Source organism: Streptomyces sp. NPDC096132 (genome assembly GCF_044763345.1).
In the GTDB taxonomy this organism is placed as follows: Bacteria; Actinomycetota; Actinomycetes; order Streptomycetales; family Streptomycetaceae; genus Streptomyces.
Genome location: NZ_JBIWGA010000029.1, coordinates 1 through 16,267, shown reverse-complemented (window position 1 = coordinate 16,267; position 16,267 = coordinate 1). Strand labels below are relative to the sequence as shown.

The 16,267-nt window shown below is 68.8% G+C and carries 12 protein-coding genes; 8 read left to right on the top strand and 4 right to left on the bottom strand.

The window, feature by feature from the left end:
• Window positions 1-15 precede the first annotated feature (15 nt).
• Window positions 16-315, top strand: a complete 300-nt coding sequence (locus ACIRF9_RS42890; RefSeq protein ID WP_403834186.1) for a hypothetical protein — start codon at window positions 16-18, stop codon at window positions 313-315.
• Between the two features lie 618 nt (window positions 316-933).
• Entirely contained in the window at window positions 934-1,761 is an 828-nt protein-coding gene (locus ACIRF9_RS42885) for a glycoside hydrolase domain-containing protein (RefSeq protein ID WP_403834183.1), read from the top strand.
• Here the strand turns inward: ACIRF9_RS42885 and ACIRF9_RS42880 are convergent.
• On the bottom strand, window positions 1,751-2,404 hold the full coding sequence (locus tag ACIRF9_RS42880; RefSeq protein WP_403834180.1) for a PadR family transcriptional regulator: 654 nt from the start codon (window positions 2,402-2,404) through the stop codon (window positions 1,751-1,753). The genes ACIRF9_RS42885 and ACIRF9_RS42880 overlap by 11 nt on opposite strands.
• 65 nt (window positions 2,405-2,469) lie before the next feature.
• Here ACIRF9_RS42880 and ACIRF9_RS42875 point away from each other — a divergent pair, with 65 nt between their 5' ends.
• Window positions 2,470-3,321, top strand: coding sequence for a class I SAM-dependent methyltransferase (locus tag ACIRF9_RS42875; protein ID WP_403834177.1), 852 nt, complete (start codon window positions 2,470-2,472; stop codon window positions 3,319-3,321).
• A gap of 88 nt (window positions 3,322-3,409) precedes the next feature.
• Window positions 3,410-3,628, top strand: coding sequence for a hypothetical protein (locus ACIRF9_RS42870; RefSeq protein WP_403834175.1), 219 nt, complete (start codon window positions 3,410-3,412; stop codon window positions 3,626-3,628).
• Between the two features lie 89 nt (window positions 3,629-3,717).
• Here ACIRF9_RS42870 and ACIRF9_RS42865 read toward each other — a convergent pair whose 3' ends face one another.
• Together ACIRF9_RS42865 and ACIRF9_RS42860 are read right to left on the bottom strand one after the other, a co-directional pair.
• Window positions 3,718-4,587 carry a universal stress protein gene (locus tag ACIRF9_RS42865; RefSeq protein WP_403834172.1) on the bottom strand — a complete coding sequence of 290 codons (870 nt, stop codon included), beginning with the start codon at window positions 4,585-4,587 and terminating at the stop codon, window positions 3,718-3,720.
• A gap of 206 nt (window positions 4,588-4,793) precedes the next feature.
• A complete protein-coding gene (locus ACIRF9_RS42860; RefSeq protein WP_403834169.1) occupies window positions 4,794-5,657 on the bottom strand; it encodes a hypothetical protein in 864 nt (287 codons plus the stop codon).
• Between the two features lie 1,519 nt (window positions 5,658-7,176).
• Between ACIRF9_RS42860 and ACIRF9_RS42855 the strand changes: the two genes are divergently transcribed.
• Complete coding sequence (locus ACIRF9_RS42855) at window positions 7,177-7,401, top strand: hypothetical protein (RefSeq protein ID WP_403834167.1); 225 nt, start codon at window positions 7,177-7,179, stop codon at window positions 7,399-7,401.
• Window positions 7,402-7,559: 158 nt separating this feature from the next.
• Window positions 7,560-8,165, top strand: coding sequence for a DNA-binding response regulator (locus ACIRF9_RS42850; RefSeq protein ID WP_403834164.1), 606 nt, complete (start codon window positions 7,560-7,562; stop codon window positions 8,163-8,165).
• Window positions 8,166-8,202: 37 nt separating this feature from the next.
• On the opposite strand, the gene ACIRF9_RS42845 is transcribed toward ACIRF9_RS42850, so the two are convergent.
• On the bottom strand, window positions 8,203-9,324 hold the full coding sequence (locus ACIRF9_RS42845) for a sensor histidine kinase (protein ID WP_403834162.1): 1,122 nt from the start codon (window positions 9,322-9,324) through the stop codon (window positions 8,203-8,205).
• Between the two features lie 257 nt (window positions 9,325-9,581).
• Between ACIRF9_RS42845 and ACIRF9_RS42840 the strand changes: the two genes are divergently transcribed.
• Together ACIRF9_RS42840 and ACIRF9_RS42835 are read left to right on the top strand one after the other, a co-directional pair.
• Entirely contained in the window at window positions 9,582-15,926 is a 6,345-nt protein-coding gene (locus ACIRF9_RS42840; protein ID WP_403834160.1) for a DNRLRE domain-containing protein, read from the top strand.
• Entirely contained in the window at window positions 15,923-16,099 is a 177-nt protein-coding gene (locus ACIRF9_RS42835; RefSeq protein WP_403834157.1) for a hypothetical protein, read from the top strand. Before ACIRF9_RS42840 ends, ACIRF9_RS42835 begins: the two co-directional genes overlap by 4 nt.
• The last annotated feature ends 168 nt before the right edge of the window (window positions 16,100-16,267 follow it).

Genomic DNA, 16,267 nt, shown 5'->3' with positions numbered 1-16,267 from the left:
AGGAGCCCCCGCACCATGGTCTGGCAGCTGACCGGTCTCGCATTCTTCTCCCTCACCCTGCTTCCGTTGGGGGCGGCCCTGGTGGCCGGACACGTGCCGGACCGACTGCGACACCGGCTCCCGGCCGACGCGCGCCCACTCGGCTGGGCCCTGCTCTCCCTCTACGCCGTCGCGCCCCTCAACGCGCTGCCCCGCCTGTGCCAGGCACCGCCTTCGATCACTCTGGCGGCCACCGCGATCGCGGCGGTCGTAGCAGTGGCGGGCTCCACCTACCTGGCCTTCACCACCGGCCGAGCCAGGAAGGTCGCCCCATGACCGGCGGACCCCGGCTGCGGCGGGTCGCGGTGTCGCTGGCTGCCTGGTGGCTGGCGCTCGCGCTTCTGCTGTGGATTCTGGGCCAGGCCGTGCACCAATCCGCCTCGCCGGTGCGGTGCGGGGCTTCGGCCGCGTTCCTCGTGTGCCTAGGGGAACTCGGGGACCTGCTGCGCAGGTGGTGGAGGACCCGCCTGGGTGTGCGGCGGCGTCGGTCGGGGGCCTCGGGGCCTCCACCGGCTGCGCGATAGCCGTTGATCTCCTGATCGAGTCCGGCCGCTGTGATGGGCGATGGAGGAGTTCCCGGTCGGAGTCCCTGGGACTTTGTGGGCGTGCCGTTGTGTGGACGATTCACCGGGGGAGCCGGAGCAGTAGGCCGTGCGCCGCGTCTGGGACGGGAGGGGAGGCCGCGCCGGATCCACTGCCCCCGGGAGTCCGCTGGACACAGAGTGATCACCGATTACTCAAGGGGAGGTCAAAGCGGCTCTTCTCGTTTGAGATCTTGCCGTGCCTCGGGAAAGTCTTGCGGTGATCAGGGAAATGAGTTCCCGGAGTGCGGGCCGGTACCGGTTGCGGTGTGCCATACCCGGCGCGCCCGGGACATGGAATCAAGGGGTGGGGATGTCCAGCCATCGGTTGTCAAGGAAAGGCCGCTACGTCGCGTGGGGCGTGGCGGGTGCCGTAGTGGTCGCGGGTGGCGGGATCGCGGCGCAGACCTCGATGGCCGCCACGACCTGGCCCGCGCAGAAGACGTACAAAGGACGCGCCTTCGACACGTGCACGGCCCCGTCGCTGAAGGCGATGAAAGCCTGGCACACCGGCTTCTACGGTGCCGCCGCCGTGTACGTCGGAGGCAAGAACCGCGGCTGCAACCAGCCCAACCTCACCGCGTCCTGGGTCAAGTCCGTCGACTCGCTCGGCTGGAAGCTCATCCCGATCTACGTCGGAGCCCAGCCGCCCTGCCAGAAGAGCGCTAACCCGGAACGGCTCACCGCGTCCACCGCCGCGTCCCTCGGCGCGAGCGACGCCAAGGACGCCGTGGCCAGGGCGTCGGCCCTCCGTATGAAGGCCGGCAGCCCGATCTACCTCGACATGGAGCCGTACGACATCACCGACAAGTCGTGCAACGACGCCGTGCTGACCTACGTCCGCTCCTTCACCAAGACCCTGCGCGCGAAGACGTATCGCGCCGGCTATTACGGCTTCAGCAGCTCCAGTGCCAAGGCGATCGCCACCGCGTCCAACAAGAAGGACCTGCCGGGGAACCTCTGGTACGCGCTCTGGGACAAGAAGAACACGACCACCTCGGACTGGCCGTGGGGCTCCCAGCAGTTCACCGGCCACAGCCGGGGACACCAGTACATGGTCAACAGCAAGGAGAAGCGCGGCGGTTACACCATCACCGTGGACCGGAACGCGTGGGACGCGCCCGTGGCCATCATCGGCTGAGCCCGTCGGGCCCCTGGCTGGACCAGTCGGCCCGGCGCAGTGTCCCAGCCATCTCGACCGGGTCGGCTTCGGCGTCGCGGGGCTGTTCGGGCCACCGCGCGACGACATCGGTTGCCCAATCGGCCCAGGCGGCCACGAGGCGGTAGTACTCCGTCAGGAAACGACCCACGACCATCGTCTGCGCGGCGCGCTCGGGGAACGGCGCCCGGCCCTCGGCGTAGGCGCGGGCGGTGGTGAGGTTGTCCGCGTTGCGTTCGACGGCCCAGGCGCGGGCGGCGTCGAGGGTGGCCAGGGTGTCGGACGTGGTGCCCGAATCCGCGAAGAAGACCTGCAGGAGCTGCTCGGACTCCAGTACCGGGCCGGCGCCCGGGCGGCGGAGCCACTCGGCCAGGGCGCGCCGGCCGTCGGCGGTGATGCTGTAGACCGTGCGGGGCCGTCGGCCGACGCCCTCCGCGGACGCGCGGGCCAGTCCGTGACGGACCAGCTTCTTGGGCTCCTCGTACAGCTTGCTCTGTGCTCGAGGCCAGATACGGCCCAGGCTCCGGTCCATCTGCCGGGTGAGTTCGTATGTGCTCCACGGGCGCACGGCGAGCAGGCCGAGGATCGCGTACGAGGTGGTCGTGAGAGGGGTCTCTGTTGACATGACCCACCTTGGGGTGTAATCAGGTAAATAGTCCCATGGGGAGTATAGGGCAGGCGGTGACGGCCATGACCAGCGCGCTGGATGTCGACCCGGCCAACGCCGAGCAGGCCCGAGCGTGGGACGGGGACGAGGGCGTCTACTGGGCCGAGCACGCGGACCAGTTCGACCGGGCCTTGCGGTCGTATCGGACACGGTTCCTGGAAGCGTCGGCCGTCGGCGCGGGACAGCGGGTTCTGGACGTCGGCTGCGGTACGGGTGAGACCACGCGTGAGGCGGCACGTCGCACCCTCGCCGGTGAGGCCCTCGGGGTCGACCTGTCCGCGTCGATGCTTCGGGTGGCCCGCCTGCGGGCGGGAGAGGAACACCTGGACAACGCGGCCTTCCTCCAGGCCGATGCCCAGACGCATCGCTTCACCCCCGAAGCGTTCGATGTGGCGATCAGCAGGACCGGAACCATGTTCTTCGGCGACCCCGTCGCCGCGTTCCGTAACATCGCCCGGGCTCTGCGCCCCGGAGGCCGCTTCGTGCAACTGGTGTGGCAGGCGCCGCCGCGCAACGAATGGTTCGGGGCGTTCACGAAAGCCATGGCCGCGGGCCGGGTCCTACCGACGCCTCCGCCCGACGCCCCGGGACCGTTCTCCCTGGCCGACCCGCAGCGCACCCGCACCCTGCTGGCTCGGGCCGGGTTCACCGGCCCGGGCGTGGAATCCCTTCAGGGCCCCATGTACTTCGGCCCCGACACGGACCGTGCGTACCGCTTCGTACTCGGCCTCCTCGGCTGGATGCTCGACGGCCTCGACCGCCCGGACCGGGACAGAGCGCTGGCGGACCTCCGGGAGACCATCGAGGCGCATGAGGGACCGCAGGGCGTCGAGTACGCTTCGGCGACCTGGCTCGTCACCGCCACCGTGCCGTGACGCGCCAGAGCGTCGCCGCCCGGGTTTCTCTCCGCGCCTGTCGCCGGAGACGTGTACGCCTGCGGCGGAGCCTCGTAGGCTGCCGCCCATGAAATCCGTCATCACGGCGATCGACGAGGTCTCGCCCGACAGCAGTCGCAAGTGCAGCATGCACTCCGCGTCGAGCCCGACCTGCAGCGGGCCCGTGGTGGCCGTGGTCACGTTCGACGACGCCGGCGGCAAGGACAATCACTGGAACGTGTGCCGGCGGTGGCTGACCGACAACCCTGCCGCAGCGGTTGGCGGGAAGAAGTTGACCGGGGCGTAGTCACAGGCCGTACGTCCGGGAACGCCATGCAAACGGATGATCAACGTTGGCCCGCCATGTCCGCCTGGCCAGAGGAGCATGCCCGAATCTCACCGCGTGGGGACGACCGCGACGGGACCGTCTGCCATGTGCAGGACTTCGGCGCTCACCGAGCCGAGCAGGAGCCGACGTCGACCGGACCGCCTGCGAGAGCCCATCACCAGGAGAGCGGCATCCTCGGACGACTCCACAAGGCACCGCGCCGGACGTCCCCAGCCGAGACGCAATCCGACTGTCACGCCCGGATACCGCCCACCGACCTCGCCGATCCGTTCGTCGAGGAAGCTCCGGGCCGCCTCCTCGACCTCCCGTATCCGGCGTCTCGCCGCCGTGCCGGTGTGGGGGAGGGGCGACGGTGTCGGCCGGTGCAGGGCGTGCGCGATCAGTAGATGGGCCGATCGACGATCGGCCTCGGCGAACGCGAACTCCAGGACCTCGGGAGAGTAGTGCACGCGGTCGATACCCACGACTACGCGGTCGTCCTGGACGCCACCGGCTCCGCCTGGCCGCCACACCAACACCGGGCACCGGGCCTGACCGGCGACACGAAGACTCACCGAGCCGAGAGGCAGACGCGGAAATCCCCTGCCTCCGCGGCCCAGCACCACAAGCACTGCCTCAGCCGACTGCTTCGCCAGGAGCCGCACGGGATCGTCAAAGGTCAAACCGCTGGCCACGACGAGCGAGGGGAAGGCGGAGCGGACCGTCTCCACGAGTCGCTCCACCAGCACAGCGCGCCGGTTCATGACGCCCCTTCCGGTCTCCTTCGCGTGGCTGCGCCCGTACGAGCTCGGCAGAGTGACGGCGTGGGCGATGCGCAGGGGCGCTGAACGCATCACGGCCTCACGGGCGGCGTACAGCACGACGCCCTCCTGACCGCTGAGGTCGCCGACCCCGACGACAACGGGTCCCGTGTCCACGCTTGCGCTCCCCTCCGCCGATCCTTCAGCGCGCGGCTGGTGTCCGGCGGTCGTCACGGGCCAGACACCTTCAACCGCGTTCCGTAGAGGTGTGACCTTCCAGGACTCCTGACGGAAACCGGGTACCCTGCGCCGGTCGTGCCAAGCCTGGACCGAGCTGCTGCGGCTGGGACCGCGTCGGCGGGCCGGCGTCGGCGGACGTGCGTCTAGTTGGACTCGTCGAGCTGGTCCTTGGCCCACCACAGGAATGCCGCGGAGTGCTGCTGATTGGCGAACCCGGCACCGACAAGTGTGTACAAGAGGTCGTTGCTCCAGAAGATGAGGCGCCCGAGCGTCCAGTTCACCGATTCCGGCGCCGGCAGCTCCAGCCCGTAGACCTTCCGTGCGATCTCCCGCTTGCCGCCTGCCTCAGTCGTGTACTTGAGGATCGACAGGAACCGCCCGGGCTGCGTCACACAGAGAACCCGCGTGAGAAGGGCCTCCTTGAAGCCGGTCATGGCGAACGACTTCGTGCCGTCGAGGAGCTCTTGCAGCCGATCCTCGCAGGGAACGTCGTCGGGCCCGTGGAGAAGGTACTCGATCGTCCGGCGCGTCGATTCCGCGGCCGCCGCGTCGCCCATGGAGTTCCACGCGGCGTTGAACACGGACTGGTTGCCGGGGTGGGCGCCGACGTCGGAATTGGCGAAGTCCTTCAGGAGGCGGGGGTCACACGTACGCAACCCGTCGGGCGAGAAGATCCGCTGGTACTTCTCCCAGTAGGCCGCCACCTCGGGGTCGAAGCCGGGTCTGGTGGCGAGGTACCGCTCCTTGAGGCGATCTGCGCGTTCCAACACAGCGGGCTCTACGTCCTCTGCCTTGGGGAAGCGGGCCCTGAGATCGTCGAAGGCACGCGGGCGCTGCTTCTTCAGGCCGTCAGGCTCTCCACGCTCCCACGCGTAACCGCACCGGTGCCTGACCAGTCGACGCCCGCCCTCAAGGTCGCGGACCAGCTCGATGTCCTCGTCGTCGCTGCACAACGGGCACATGGCCAACGTCACGTCTACTCCCCTCCACATGGTGCCGTGCCGCACCGGAACCACGACACACCTGGCTGAACAGCATTCTTCCGCCCAGGATGCCCCCGGCCTGCACCGGGTGTTGGCACAGTCGTACCGCCGTACGTCACCTCGTGGAGATCGACGTGCGGCGGCTCGTTGTCGGACGGACTCGCTCTCGCGGCCCCACGACCTCGCGGATCAGCAGTTGTCGCTGCCAGTGCTTCGATGCCGGTCCTGCCAGGGGCGGAAGCGACGAGCGTCGGTCTGCGGCCGACCGGCCAGGAGAACCATCCACTCGTCAGCCGGCGCGACGCCACCGGTAGTCGTTGCCCGCACCGTACCGACACTGCATACGGGTTCCGGCGTCCGTGTAACCGTAGGCTCCAGGGTCACCGCACCAGGAACCGGGGCGGACGCCCGTCCTGGAGCCCCGGTCCGGGGCTCCAAGTGTGGCGGGAGTGACGTCGTCCTCGACCCCGGGCGTTCGAACTTCGTCCCCCGCACCGGATCGGTCTTCCGGAGTGGCTTCTGGTTCGTGAGAGCCCGTTTGGCAGCCGTCGTGAGGACTCGCTATTGCCACGGTCACCAGCCAGCCCGGCTCATCGAGTGAGCCGCTGGTCAACTCCGCGGCACACACAGTCCACTGGTCGCGTCGCGGATCACCGTCGTACGCGAAGCTCAACGGCAGACCGGTCACACGGTCCAGGACACGGATCTCGCCGTCGTCCAGGCTGTCCGCCACCGCGTCCCAGGCATCGCCCCAAGTCCTGCCCGGGAGTTCGGACAGCGAGAGAGAGTCGAGAACAGGGTTTTGCCCAGGGGAGGACGAACTCGCTGACGCGTCTCCGGACGCCGACGCGTCTCCTGTCTCAGCAGTGGACACAACCGCCAACACCCCCAGCGCGAGCACGAGAACCGCCGCGACGACGCACTGAAGGATCACGCTGTCGCGGAGGGTGTCGAGAGCCCGGCGCATGACCCTGGAGGGCCCCGATTCCCCGGCGCGGACGGCCACCCGGTCAGGTGAGGCGCCTCGTGTCGTACCGGGTCCAGGCTGTTCGTGTTCGGCCGGGGCGGGGTGACGGAGCCGTGCGGACTCCTGCTTCTGCTCCCGGTCCCTTTCGCGGTCTTCGGGCGTACGCCACCGCTGTGTCATCCCGTGGGAGGACTCTCTGCGCACACTGGACGGAGGATGCCCGGTCTCGCGTGCGTGCCTGCGCACCGCTGCGGCCGTGGTCTCCTCCTCGGCCTGGGGCACTGCTCCACCACAAGCCTCACACGTCCACGCACTCACCTGACGCCCCTTGCTGTCCCCGGCGCTGCCATCTTCACACTTGTCAGCGCATACGCCCATCAAGACCTCTCACCTCGAGTCCGGTGGGCGACGGAGGCACGCGGCAGCGCTGCGGCGGTACTTCCGGCTCGTACAGAGGAGAACCGGACCCTGTCCGCCGACACTCGCGCACACCGAAGGTACGCTGCCCGGCGAGCAACCGCCCGGCCGTGGAACCCCACCACCGTCCCGGTGCAGGCTCCGGAAAGGAAGCAGAAGATGAGCAAGCCCCTGACACACAAGGAAGCCTTGGCCGCGGTGATGCGGGCCCTGGGGGGTGTGTGGGATCCCTCAAGGGCAGCCTTGGCACTACGCGTCGCCGGCCACGAGCCGACCACACCGCAGGCCGGTGAAAAGGAGGCTCGACGGGCCCTGCGCGAGCTCACCGACGAAGGAGTCATCATTCGCCCCGACCCCGAGCGCACGGAGTACAGGCTGCCTTAGCTTGTGTGGCTGCGAGGTGCGACGTTCGAGGGAACGGTCCCGGTCGGCTCACCACGACGGGATCGAGACGGGCATCTGCGCCGAGGAGCGTGCATGAGGGCGGGAGACCAGCCTGCTCGCGGCTTGCGAACAGGCCGTGACTGCCTGATGCTGCGAACATGATCAAGGTGTTGGTGGCGGAGGACCTCCACGTGGTACGTGCCGGGCTGGTCTCCCTGCTCGACAGCGCCTTCGACGTGGACGTCGTAGCGCACGTCGGCTCAGGGGAAGAGGTCCTCAGGGCAGCACTGGAGCACGCACCGGATGTGGCCGTTCTCGACATCGGCATGCCGGGCCTGGACGGTCTGGCCGCGGCCGCCCTGCTGCGCACGCATCTTCCCACCTGCCGCCCGCTCCTGCTCACGGGCATGGACGGCCCCGGACATCTGCGCAGGGCGCTGGACATGGGGGTCACCGGGTTTCTCCTGAAGACCACGACGCCCGAGAGACTGCTCGACGGCGTGCGCACGGTGGCGGCCGGTGGCCGTGCCATCGAACCCGAACTCTCGGAGGACTTCTGGGCCTTGGGGGAGTGCCCGTTGACCGAAAGGGAGGCGGAGATCCTGCGGGCCACCGCCGAGGGTCTCGCCCCGCGGGACATCGCCGTCCTGCTGTCGCTGAGCGTGGGGACGGTGCGTAGCCGGCTCTCGGACGTCATGGGCAAGCTGCAGGCACGGACGATGGTGGACGCCGTACGTATCGCAGAGCGGTGCGGCTGGATCTGAGCGTGGCTCAGGACAAGGCCGGCAGAGCGGCGAAAGCTCAGTGACTTCCTCGACGCGCCTCGTTCGTCGGCACCACCACGCGCAGCCGGAAACCCTCCGCGCCGCAGACCGAGGCCCGCAGTGCTCCGCCCATCACCGCCACCCGTGCCGCCAGGTTTCCCAGGCCGCCGTGGCCGTGCGAGCCTCCGCGAGGCTCCACACCGTCGTTCTCGACCGTGAGCTCAGCCGTGTCGTCCGTGCACCGAACCGTGATGGAGCACGCTCTGGCCTGACTGTGGCGCAGCACGTTCGCCACGCCCTCGCGCAGCACGGCGCTGAGGCAGTTCTCCAGGTCCGGGGGAAGGTTGGGGCCTTCCCGGCTGATCCGAACCCGGATCGCTGCCGTGTCCAGGGCTGTGCGAGCGGATTCGAGTTCCTGCGCCAGCGCGAGGGAGACCTGATCCCGCACCATGTCGCGCACCTCGCCCAAGGCGCGCCGAGCCAGTTCGGCGATGTCGAGGAAGTGTTCACGGCTCGTGGCGGGATCGTCCGGTTCACGAGCCGCCGTCTCGCTCCTGGTGGCTATGGCCGACAACGCGGACCCGAGCAGATCGTGCAGGTCGCGGGCGATGCGCACACGCTCCCGGTGCACGGCGAGCCGTGCCGACTGCCCCCGCAGGGCGTGTGCCTGCGCGGCGACCGAGGACAGCCGCACCACCCCGTACACCACGAGGCCGACCACGACGGTCCTGACGCCCACCTCGAGCGCCGTACGGTTGCTGACGGGCAGCGCGAAGACCGCCAGCGGGCCCGTGGCCGTGACGAGGGCGGCCCCCACCAACCCGTTCGGCCGGGGCAGCGCCACCAGCACGACTCCGGCCAGTAGGCCGAGCACGCTGAGCCAGATCTCGTCGAAGATCAGCACGGGCACATAGGTCAGCAGTACCTGACCTGCCAACAGGAGAGAGCGGTATCCCGGCGAACGGCGCTTCGCGTACTGCCCGAGGAGCGTCACTAGGAGGAGACCGGCCAGCAGCCAGCTCACCGCGAGCAGCCCGGACTGCACCTGCCTGCCTTGCAGTTCGCGCGCCATCCGGATGAAGACGATGCCCGCGGCCGCGGCCAGCGCCACCAGACACAGGCGTTGCGCCAGCCGCTCCCGATCCACCTCGGCCGGCACGGCCACCGAATCCGTGAACGGTCGATCAGGTCCCCTGTGCGCCACCGCCCCGGCCATGCCACTGTCCCCTTCGCACCGCATCTCCACCACAACGGGCCGATCCTGCCACGACCGCGTCCCGGGCCGACAGTCGACAGGACGCGCTCCAGGAACAGGCGTCACACAGCGGATTGGTGAAGATCTCACTTCCTCCCTGTGCGAGGTGCCGCGACTCTACAGGCGTAGTAGTCCGAAACCTGCGTGTGAGGAGCCTCTTCTTGCGTTGGAGACGTACACCTGTCAGGAGACCCGGGTGGGGTGCCGGCCGCCCCGCGGCCGGCACCCTGCCCCGGATCGCCCTTGCCGTGGCCGCCGTGCTCGCCGTCGAGAGCGCTCTGATCGTCGGCGGCAGCGGGCAGGTCGTCGCATTGCCCGCGGGGACGCCGATCGCCGAGTCCGCTGCCACGAAGAACGAGAAGGGGCCGAAGCAGGCAGCCGACATCCCGTCCGCACGGGTGGCGGCCCGCCTGTATGGACACCGCGTCGAGGCACTCGACGAACGCACCGAGACCTCCACGACCTGGGTCAACAAGGATGGTTCCCTGACGACGGAACTCTCCGCCGGCCCGATCCGGTTCCAGCGTGACGACAAGTGGGTCGACGTCGACGTGGATCTCACGGAACGCGCGGACGGTTCGATCGCGGCGAAGGCCCACCCCAGTGGCCTCGTTCTCGCCGGCAAGGGTGGCACGGTCGCGAAGTCCCTGGCGGCGGCGGAGGACGCCAGGGCACGCGACCTGATCACCCTGGGCTCGGGCGACGAGGAGATCACCCTTCGGTGGAAAGGCGGACTGCCCCAGCCGAAGGTGAAGGGCACTACCGCCCGCTACGAGAACGCGATCCCCGGCGCGGACCTTGTCGTCGAGGCGACCAGGACCGGATTCGAGCAGTTCGTCGAGATCGCGGAACGACCTGACACCGGCTCCGGCACCTATGCCTACACCCTGCCCCTGGACACCAAGGGCCTGAAGGTCAGGCAACTGAAGGACGGCAGCCTGCTCTTCACCGACGAGAAATCGGGCAAGAAGAAGCGCGCCGTGACCCCTGCCCCGGTGATGTGGGACGCGACCGTCGACAAGAGGTCCGGCGGACACACCCGCAAGGCTCCTGTCGACCTGAGCGTGGTCAAGAACGGTGACGGCGTCGACCTCGTCGTCACCCCGGACGCCGGCTTCCTCGCCGACAAGGACACGAAGTACCCCGTGACCGTCGACCCCTCGACATCATCCCTGGGGAACGTCTTCGACACCTACGTCCAGCAGGGTGAGACGGTCGACTGGTCCGCGGACACAGAGCTGGACTTCGGCAACCCGGGAACGACCAACTCCGACGGCACCGCGCGCACAGCGCGCTCCTTCATCACCTTGAACACCAAGCCGATCGCCGACTCCCTGGTCTCCAGTGCCCGGCTGAGCCTGTACAACTTCCACTCGGGCAACACCGACTGCGCCGCCCAAGCCTGGCAGGTCTGGTCGACGTCGGCGCCGTCCACGTCGTCCCGCTGGACGGCACAGCCCACCTGGAACACCCAGTACGCGACATCGACCGAGACGACCGGAAACTCCGCCTGCGCCGCAGACGGCTGGATCAACGCCGACGTGACAACGCTGGCGCAGGCGTGGGCGTCGGCCAAGAACTCCACCTCCCACCTCGGTGTCCGAGCTGCCTCGGAGGGCACATCCCTGGCCTGGAAGCGCGTCAATTCGGCCAACGCGGCGACCAACCCGCCGAAGCTGACCGTGACCTACAACTACCGTCCCAGGACCGGCACCGCTCAGCAGGCCGGTCCGCCGTACTTCGTCGAGGACGGTGTCTGGACGGTCGACAGCACGACCCCCACCCTTCAGGACACCTTCACCGACACCGACGGCGACAAGGTCGACGGCACCTTCGAGATCCGCGACGCGGCCACGGACACCCAGGTCGGCACGTACCTGGTCTCGCCCTACGTCCCCTCGGGCCGGCCCGCCTCGGTGACCGTGCCCGCCGGGGTCCTCACCGACGGCAGGACGTACAAATTCCGCACCAGTCCCTACGACGGCACGCACTACAACACCGGCTGGTCGGACTGGGCCACGTTCACCGTGGACGCGACCGCGCCCTCCGCTCCGGCCGGCGTGACGTCAGCCGACTACCCGAGCGGCGCATGGGTCAAGGGAGCGGGACAGCCGGGCACCTTCACCGTCACGCCCCCTTCCGGTTCCGACCACCGCTGGTTCGAGTGGTCCCTGGACGGTGTCGAATGGACGAAGAAGGACACCGACGGCTCGAGCCCCGTCGACCTGACGGTCACTCCGGACGAGGACGGCACCCACACACTCCAGGTGCGAACCGTCGACGCGGCGGACCACCGTTCCGAGACCGTCGAGTACACCTTCCACGCGGGCCCCGGCGGCCTCTCGTCCCCCGAGGACGGCACCCGCACCGCACGGCGCCTGTCCCTGGTCGCCGACGCCGACCCCGCCGCATACGACTCGGTGACCTTCCTGTGGCGACGCTCGGAGGAGGACGACTGGACCGATGTCCCCGTCGGCCATGTACGGGTGGGCGGTGAGGCACTCCCCGCCTGGCCGCTGCCGCTGACCGACGGAGCGAACGAGGCCGCGGTCTGGGAGGCCACGGACACCGTCGACCCGGACGGCACCATCCAGCTCAAGGCCGACTTCACCGGCCCGTCCGATGCCGCCGCGAGCACCGAGCCCATCACGGCGGTGGTCGACCGCGACGCGGACACTGCCGCCTCCACCGAGGTGGGCCCCGGTCATCTCAACCTGCTGACCGGCGACCTCACCCTGGCCGGCACCGAGGAAACCTACTTCGGTCTGTCGGCCTCCCGCACGGCCAAGTCCCGGCAACCCGCCGCCGGAGCCCAGGAGGGGCAGGTCGCGATCTTCGGTGAGGAGTGGACGTCCGGCGTGGTCGCCGAAGTGGCATCCGCCGGATACACCCACATTCGCAGGACCTCCGACACGTCGCTCGACGTCGTTCTCGACGACGGGACCAGCATCTACTTCACGGCCAAGGCGGCCGACACCGGCGGCTGGGTACCCGAGCCGGGAGCCGAGGCCATCACCCTGACCGGGACCTTCGCGGCCGGATTCACCCTGACGGACACCGACGGCGGTGTCTCCACATTCGACAAGGTCGCCTCCGACGCGGAAACCTGGCAGCTCACCTCCGCCGCGCAGAGCGGCGTGCAGAACTCCACCACGGACATCGTCTCCGAAGCGGTCACGGTCGACGGCAAGGTCCTCGCCCGGCCCAGGCTGCTGGTCGCCTCCGGCGGCGCCGTCGACGCCGACACCTGTGCCACGGCACCGTCGACACGCGGTTGCCGGGTCCTTCAGTTCACGTACGCGGACAGTACGACCGCCACCGGCACCGATTTCGGCGACTTCGTGGGACAGGTGAAGGGCCTCGTCCTGTGGTCCACGGAGACGGGTGACACCGCGGCCACAGCCCGCACCGTCCAGGCGTACTCCTACGACGCGTCCGGCCGTCTGCGCGAAGCGTGGAACCCCCTGATCACCCCGTCGCTGAAGACGTCGTACGCCTACGACTCCGACGGCCGCGTCATCGAGATCACCCCGCCGGGACAGCTGCCGTGGACGTTCGGATACGGCGACGCGGGCGGTTCCGCGGGCGGGGACGGGATGCTGCTCACCGTCAGCCGCGCCACCCTGCAGCAGGGCAGCGCGACCGTGACGGACGGCGACGCGGTCACCTCCGTCGTCTACGACGTGCCTCTCTCCGGAGACAGCGCACCCCACGCGATGAACGCCTCGGCGGTGAGGGAGTGGGGCCAGCTCGACCACCCCACCGACGCCACGGCTCTCTTCCCCGCCGACTCGACTCCCGCCTCCCACCAGGGCGGGGAGCTGACGGCCGACGGATACGGCCGGGCCGTCCTGCACTACCTCGACGCCTCCGGCGAGGAGGTCAACAGCATCGACGAGGCGGGTGGGATCACGACCACCGAGTCGGACAGGTTCGGCAACACCGTGCGCGAACTCTCCGCAGGAGACCACGCCCTCGCCCTCGGAGCCACCGGTGCGGACCAGGCTCGACTGGACGACCTCGGTATCGGCGCCCTGAGCGTCGCCGAACGCGCGCGACTGCTGTCCACCCTCTCGTACTACAACGGCGACGGAACCCGTCTTCTCGAGCAGTTCCAGCCGCTGCGCCGGGTCGACCTGACCGAGGACTTCAAGGACGGTGACACCGTTCTGATCGAGGCGGGCACCTCGGTCTCGGCCCAGCCGTGGACGGTCAACGAGTACGACGAGGGCCGCCCCTCCGACGGCAGCGCGAGCATCAAGAACCAGGTCACCCTGGCCGTAACCGGTGCCCGCGTCCGCGGCCACTACTCGCTCATGAGCGAGAAGCGGCTCACCGAGACGCAGTACGACTGGGTCCAGGGGCTGCCCGTCCACTCCATCGAGGATCCGGGCGGCCTCGATCTCGTCACGACCACGGAGTACGACGCCCAGGGACGGATCACTGCCGTCGTACCACCGGGCGGGACAGGCGAGGACGCCACATCCCGCATCACCGTGTACTGGTCGGCCGACGGCGACGGCTGGTGTGAGGGACGCCCCGAATGGGTCGGTCTGGAATGCTGGACGGGCCCGGCCGGCGACATCACCGGCGGGGGCGACAACCCGGCCCAGCTCGTCGACGTCTCCACCGAGTACGGCTACTACGGCCAGGTCACGGAGAAGACCGAGACCTCGGGCGACGAGACCCGCGTCACCACGGTCACCTACGACAGCGCGGGCCGGGTGAAGAGCACCCAGATCGACGGCGGTCCGGGAACAGCGGTCCCCGGCACCTCGTTCGCGTACGACGAGGCCATCGGCAAGCCCTCCGTCACCATGTCCGCAGACGGCGGCACGATCTACACGGAGTACGACTCCCTCGGCCGGGTGATCTCCTACACCGACGCGGACGACGGCGTCACGACCACGGAGTACGACGAGTTCGACCGCCCGGTCAAGGTCACCGACTCGGCACCGTCGACGACGACGTACGCCTACGACCACACGGCGGAGCCCCGCGGTCTGCCCACCTCTCTGACCGACTCCGTCGCGGGCACCTTCACGGCCGTGTACGACGTGGACGGCGCCGTGGCCGAGGAGACCCTGCCCGGTGGCTACACCATGACCCAGACCGGAGGAAAGGCCGGCCTGCCTTACGAGAGGGTGTACACACGGGACTCGGACGGGGTGATCCTGCTGACGGACATCGTGACCGAATCCGTCCACGAGGAGTGGACGACGCACTCGGGAGGAGCGGGCGCCGGCGAGTCGCAGACCTACGCGTACGACGCGATCGGACGCCTGACGGCGGTCGACGACACGTATGACAGCGTCTGCACCAGCCGTGAGTACTCCTTCGACCAGCGCACCAACCGGACCGCGCTGAAGACCGCCACCGCAGGCAATGGCGCCGACTGCACCACCGACGGAGCCACGACGGTGACGCACGCGTACGACAGTGCGAACCGCATCGTGGACGCCGGGTACGCGTACGACGCGTTCGGCCGCACCACCTCTCTGCCCGACGGAACGACGGTCAACTACCACACCAACGACCTCGTCCGGCAGCAGACGGCGGGTGACACCCGCCAGACCTGGACACTGGATGCGGCGGGCCGCTTCCGGGGCTGGACCACGGAGTCCCAAGCGTCCGGGCAGTGGACCGGGACAGGCGCGAAGACCAACCACTACGGCGGCTCCTCGGACAGTCCACGCTGGATCACTGATACCGGCGACGGCACCATCGCCCGCATGGTCACCGGCCTGTCCGGCGGTATGTCGGCCACCACCGCGTCATCCGGCTCGGTCGTCCTCCAACTCGCCGACCTGCACGGGGATATCAGTCTGACTGTCCCGCTGGACGACTCGATCGCGCCGACAGCGCTCAGCACGGACGAATACGGCAACCAGCGGACGGGCGGCGCGGCGCCCGGCTACGGCTGGCTCGGTACCGCACAGCGGTCCGCCGACACCCCCTCGCGGCAGATCCTCATGGGTGTACGCCTGTACAACCCCATTGCCGGACGCTTCCTTCAGGCCGACCCCGTGTTCGGAGGCAGTCGAAACGCCTACGAGTACGCGGCCGCCAATCCACTGAACAACTACGACCTGGACGGCCAGAAGGTATACCGCTACCAGAAGCGGACGCTTTACCGATCCTGGGGGAAGGTGATTCTCAAACGCTGGAGCAACAAGAGCAACATGAAACGCTCCTACAGCACGAGGTGGATCTTCAACAAGCGCTGGACCAGCAGGATCGCCTACTACGGGCCGTACGCCTCCGGATTCCTGGCCATCGCGGCCGGAGTCGTCGCGTTCATCCCCGGCGGGCAGCCGACCGCACTGATCCTGCTCGCCTTGTCGGCCGCGGCACTCGCCATCGCCCTGGTGGCGGGGTACGCGGAACGATCCGGTAAGTGCCTCAGTGTCTACAGTCGGACGACGGTGGTATACCGCAAGACGTTCGGCTACACCCACTTCTACTATTTCACGGGGTATGCGTACCCCTGGAAGGCGAGATGTTGAGTTCCAAGGTTGTCGTCACGCTGGCGTACGGAATCGCCGCAGTGGTGGCCATGACGGTCGTCGCCCTGTCCTTCACCTGGGGAATCCGGGACGTCGCGCGCTATTACATCCCGGCAGCGCTCATCGTCCTCGCGGCGGGCGCGATTCACTACCGCATGCGAGGCGGTAACTGAGGGCGGTGATCGACCGCGTTCCGGCGCATCCGTGGTGATGCTCCGGTGCTGTGAAAGACATCTCACGGCGCTAAGAGGTCCTAACAGAAGTTGTTGATCATGTGACTTTCGGCTGGGGTGGTCGTTGGTCTGGCCGTGGGGAAACGTCAGTCGCAGCCGTGGATCGTG

What these genes read in the sequence shown, in the direction of transcription:
- ACIRF9_RS42890 (WP_403834186.1), top strand. Translation starts at nt 16, where the DNA reads ATGGTCTGGCAGCTGACCGGTCTCGCATTCTTCTCCCTCACCCTGCTT.
- ACIRF9_RS42885 (WP_403834183.1), top strand. Translation starts at nt 934, where the DNA reads ATGTCCAGCCATCGGTTGTCAAGGAAAGGCCGCTACGTCGCGTGGGGC.
- ACIRF9_RS42880 (WP_403834180.1), bottom strand. Translation starts at nt 2,404, where the DNA reads ATGTCAACAGAGACCCCTCTCACGACCACCTCGTACGCGATCCTCGGC.
- ACIRF9_RS42875 (WP_403834177.1), top strand. Translation starts at nt 2,470, where the DNA reads ATGACCAGCGCGCTGGATGTCGACCCGGCCAACGCCGAGCAGGCCCGA.
- ACIRF9_RS42870 (WP_403834175.1), top strand. Translation starts at nt 3,410, where the DNA reads ATGAAATCCGTCATCACGGCGATCGACGAGGTCTCGCCCGACAGCAGT.
- ACIRF9_RS42855 (WP_403834167.1), top strand. Translation starts at nt 7,177, where the DNA reads ATGAGCAAGCCCCTGACACACAAGGAAGCCTTGGCCGCGGTGATGCGG.
- ACIRF9_RS42850 (WP_403834164.1), top strand. Translation starts at nt 7,560, where the DNA reads ATGATCAAGGTGTTGGTGGCGGAGGACCTCCACGTGGTACGTGCCGGG.